General features: G+C 50.7%; 3 protein-coding genes, 1 tRNA gene and 1 CRISPR repeat array. All 4 genes read left to right on the top strand.

Annotation, left to right across the window (positions count from 1 at the left end):
* Positions 1-297 precede the first annotated feature (297 nt).
* A tRNA-Leu gene (locus GX117_09250) sits at positions 298-384 on the top strand.
* A 287-nt stretch (positions 385-671) separates the two neighbouring features.
* Positions 672-1,367 (top strand): type I-C CRISPR-associated protein Cas5, encoded by a 696-nt coding sequence (cas5c, locus tag GX117_09245; protein NLO33526.1) that lies wholly within the window; start codon positions 672-674, stop codon positions 1,365-1,367.
* A gap of 165 nt (positions 1,368-1,532) precedes the next feature.
* Complete coding sequence (gene cas4 / locus GX117_09240; GenBank protein ID NLO33525.1) at positions 1,533-2,177, top strand: CRISPR-associated protein Cas4; 645 nt, start codon at positions 1,533-1,535, stop codon at positions 2,175-2,177.
* Complete coding sequence (gene cas1c, locus GX117_09235) at positions 2,174-3,205, top strand: type I-C CRISPR-associated endonuclease Cas1 (GenBank protein ID NLO33524.1); 1,032 nt, start codon at positions 2,174-2,176, stop codon at positions 3,203-3,205. The genes cas4 and cas1c overlap by 4 nt, the downstream gene beginning before the upstream one ends.
* Positions 3,206-3,626: 421 nt before the next feature.
* Positions 3,627-4,055: a CRISPR direct-repeat array (repeat unit 33 nt; unit sequence TGTCGCACCCCGCGCGGGTGCGTGTATTGAAAC).
* Positions 4,056-4,081: the final 26 nt, after the last annotated feature.

Raw genomic sequence — 4,081 nt, 5'->3', positions numbered from 1 at the left:
TGATAAAAACACCTCGGGCGCGATGAGTCGCGCCCCTACACCGCACAGCGCTTCGTCTCAGGTAGCGCAGACATGGCGCGGGCAGAATGGACGGGACGGATCAAATGAACCAGGTGGACCCGGAAGGGCGTTGCAGGCGGCGGAGGGCTGAGATTCTTCGCTTCATTGCGAAAGATCACAGGGTGAGTAGAGAATTTTTTTTGAGTTCGCCTTTGTTTTGGGCTTTCCCTTTCTTGGCGAATAACGCTGGAAAAAAGTTTGATTTTTCTTCCTATATTCAAGTATAGTTATGCTCGCGCCGGGATGGCGAAATTGGCAGACGCACCGGATTCAAAATCCGGCGGTAGCGATACCATGAGGGTTCGAGTCCCTCTCCCGGCACCATCTCAAAAGCGTGTGTATCGGGGATTATCCCTTCCCTTGCCCCCGTACTTATTTCACCTGCCTTTGAGAAACTTTCCTCCCCCTCCTTCATTCCTGTGTTGGCGTCTGCCCCTACACGAAGCCTATACAAAAGCGCGTGCTGTCAACGCGCATAAAAGTAATCGGCCTTTTTGGAGTACGTCGTCCCTTCGTTGTATAGTGATACCATGCGTTTGGAAGTGTAAAACAATTATTTTCATATAGCGGCGTAAATAGTTTGAAGGACTGGAACAACAAGAGGACTGTTGATGAGAGGTTTTTGTTTGGAAGTGGCGGCGCCTTATGCTTGTTTTACGCGCCCGGAAAAAACATCTGGTCTTGTCAGTTATGACGTGATTACGCCTTCCGCCGCCCGTGGTATTTTCGGTTGTATTTTTTGGAAACCCGCCATAGAATGGCGGATCAAGGAAATACAGGTGTTGTCTCCCATCCGTTTGGAATCCATCCCTTGCGATAAAGTACGAGAGATGGCCTCGAATAGGATAACGCCGTATGTAGAAAGTGATCCCGGGTCGCGCACGGTCCTGTTGTTGCGGGACGTGAAATATCGGCTCCGTGGCGAATTCGATTTTATCGAGCCGAATCAGCGACCCAAAAAGTCGGGTTTGGTTTTGAAAGGGCAGGATAGGCCCCTTGTTCGGAAAGACGAAAAAGAAGCCAAATATGCTGCCATATTTGAGCGGCGCGTCAAAAAAGGTCCGATTTTCAAGCAACCTTATTTAGGTTATAGTGAATTTGTGTGCGCCTTTCGATTGGTCGAGCCCGACGAGCCGGCAGCGCCTTGTCCCGACGAGTTGAAGGGGGTCCGTGCATTGGGCTGGATGTTCTATGATCGGGACTACAGGGATCTGAAAAATCCCGCCCCCCTCTTCTATCGGCCCATCATGAAAGATGGAATTATCGAAGTTCCTGATCGTGAAAATAAGGAGGTCATTCGGCGATGATTCTTCAAGCATTCACAACAGGTTGCCGTCAAAAAGTCTCAGCCCCGAAGAAAGGGCGTGATAAGATGCGCCGCCCCTGGGGCGATAACCGCAGCCCGATCCCAAAAAACAGACTTTCCCAGGGCGTCTATGTGCTCTGCTGCTTTATAGTACCGGGAAGCCGCCATGTATGAAGAAGATGATTTGTTGCCAATCTCCGCGTTACAGAGTTTGTCTTTCTGTGAGAGACAGTGGGCACTGATCCATATCGAGTGCCAATGGGAAGACAATCGCTTAACCGTGGAAGGCAATCATCTTCATGAACGGGTTCACCAAAGCGAGGAGGAGACGAGAGGAGACGTGCAGACCACACGAGGACTCCGCCTCCGCTCGCTCCGACTCGGATTGACCGGACAAGCCGATGTCGTGGAATTTCATCAAACAGCACAGGGAAGGCAGGTCTATCCCGTTGAATATAAACGGGGTAGACCGAAGCCGACCCGCTGCGACGAGGTACAACTTTGCGGACAAGCCCTGTGCCTTGAGGAAATGTTGAATTGTCAAATCCCGGAAGGAGCTATCTTCTACGGACAGCCACGCCGCCGTTACCTCGTAAGCTTTGATGCTTCTTTGCGTGAAGAAACGGCGAACTTGGCAAAGCGTATGCACCTGCTCTTTAGAGCCGGAAAAACACCGCCCGCTGTCTACGAATCCAAATGTGACAATTGTGCACAATACAATTTATGTTTGCCCAAACAGACCGCCGCTACGCGTAAGCTTAGTTTATATATGCGTGAATTATTTGAACCGGAGGCAAGTGATTCCCTATGAAAAAACTTTTGAATACCTTGTATGTTACAACGCCCGGAGCTTACTTATCCAAGGAAAGCGAAACAGTCTGCATCTCTATTGAAAGCAGACCAAAAGTAAAATTGCCTCTCCAAGCTTTAGACAGCATCGTCTGCTTCGGATCTGTTGGTTGTACGCCCGACTTGATGGGCGCTTGTGCCGCCAATGACGTGAGTATCAGCTTTCTCAGTGACTGCGGGCGATTTCTCGCCAAAGTACAAGGACCGGTTGCGGGAAATGTACTCCTTAGGCGCGAACAATACCGTAAAGCAGATAATCCCGAAATAGCGGCGGACGTAGCGCGCAATTGTATCGCTGCCAAACTCACCAATTGTCGAAATATCCTTTTACGTGCACAAAGAGAACAGAACGATCCCCTCATAGCGGGGGAAATAATGGAAGGCGTCGACTATCTCGCGAATAGTATTCGAGACCTAAAGTTCCGAGATTCGGTGGACAGTATACGCGGGATTGAGGGAGACGGAGCGAGGCAATATTTTGCCTTATTTGACCATCTTATCATTGCCCAAAAAGATCATTTTAAGTTTAAAGGGCGATCCAGAAGACCACCCTTGGATCCAACGAATACGCTGCTTTCTTTTTACTACACCATCCTCGCCCATGATGTGAGGAGCGCACTGGAAACCGTAGGTTTGGATCCGGATGTCGGCTATCTGCATACGGACCGGCCGGGCAGGCCCGGACTCGCTCTTGATCTCATGGAAGAGCTGCGCCCCTACATGGTCGATCGACTTGTCCTTTCTCTGATCAATAGACGGCAGGTGCGGAACGCAGACTTCGAAATAACCCAATCCGGGGCATGCTACCTCACCGACGAAGCACGCAAAGAAATTTTGGCGGCCTATCAAAGAAGAAAACAGGAAACGATTCAGCATCCTTTTCTGAATGAAAAAATTTCTATAGGATTGGTGCCCCATGTGCAGGCCATGCTTTTTGCCCGTTATATAAGAGGAGATATGGAAGACTATCCGCCTTTTTATTGGAAATAGGAACATAAATCATGATGGTCCTTATTCCATATGACGTCAATACGCAAACAGCCTAAGGACGCCGAAGATTGAGGCAGACCGCTAAAATACTGCCCCAAGAAGAGTGCTGTCCCGACTTGATTTGGGGCGACTATAAAATTGCATTTCCCCTTGATAATGTGTAAGAATACAATCCAAGAACGGAACGCCTTGTTCTGCAGAATATCCAGTTTAATATGAATACGAACAAAGATTGTGAGTTCTAGCGCGAACCCCAAGCACCCATGAAAACCCCGGGAGGTTCGCGCTGAGCTTAACCTTATGTATAAGAACTACTTAGCGTGTTGACCAAAAACGAACAAGCGCTCTCGACGAACTTTTGGAGGAGGTTCGCGATTTACAGCACTTTTACCCAATGCTATCAGGGGTCAAAATGATAGGCTGTCGCACCCCGCGCGGGTGCGTGTATTGAAACTTCTCGAGCTCGGCCTGCTCGTCCTTATATTCTTGTCGCACCCCGCGCGGGTGCGTGTATTGAAACCGCGCTCGCCGCATCGAGTATGTCGCTCGGCATGTGTCGCACCCCGCGCGGGTGCGTGTATTGAAACGTCCTTTCCGTTTGCTCGCGCGGGGCGAGCGGATGTCGCACCCCGCGCGGGTGCGTGTATTGAAACTCCTTCGCCGCGCCGCCGAAGGCGAAATCATAAGTCGCACCCCGCGCGGGTGCGTGTATTGAAACACGCGGGAGCCGGAGGCCGATCTCCGGCTTGCGCTGTCGCACCCCGCGCGGGTGCGTGTATTGAAACTTGCCGATGATTTCCGAGAGGCTGCCCGCCTGTGTCGCACCCCGCGCGGGTGCGTGTATTGAAACAGATCGACGATCGATGTGTCGTTAAC

This window comes from Candidatus Hydrogenedentota bacterium, from assembly GCA_012523015.1.
Taxonomy (GTDB): Bacteria; Hydrogenedentota; Hydrogenedentia; order Hydrogenedentales; family CAITNO01; genus JAAYBJ01.
Note: the sequence above shows the minus strand (reverse complement) of the source record. Positions and strands in the feature narration are given on the sequence as shown.

Excerpts from the sequence above, each read along its gene's own strand:
- cas4 (NLO33525.1), top strand. The coding sequence starts at position 1,533 with ATGTATGAAGAAGATGATTTGTTGCCAATCTCCGCGTTACAGAGTTTG.
- cas5c (NLO33526.1), top strand. The coding sequence starts at position 672 with ATGAGAGGTTTTTGTTTGGAAGTGGCGGCGCCTTATGCTTGTTTTACG.
- cas1c (NLO33524.1), top strand. The coding sequence starts at position 2,174 with ATGAAAAAACTTTTGAATACCTTGTATGTTACAACGCCCGGAGCTTAC.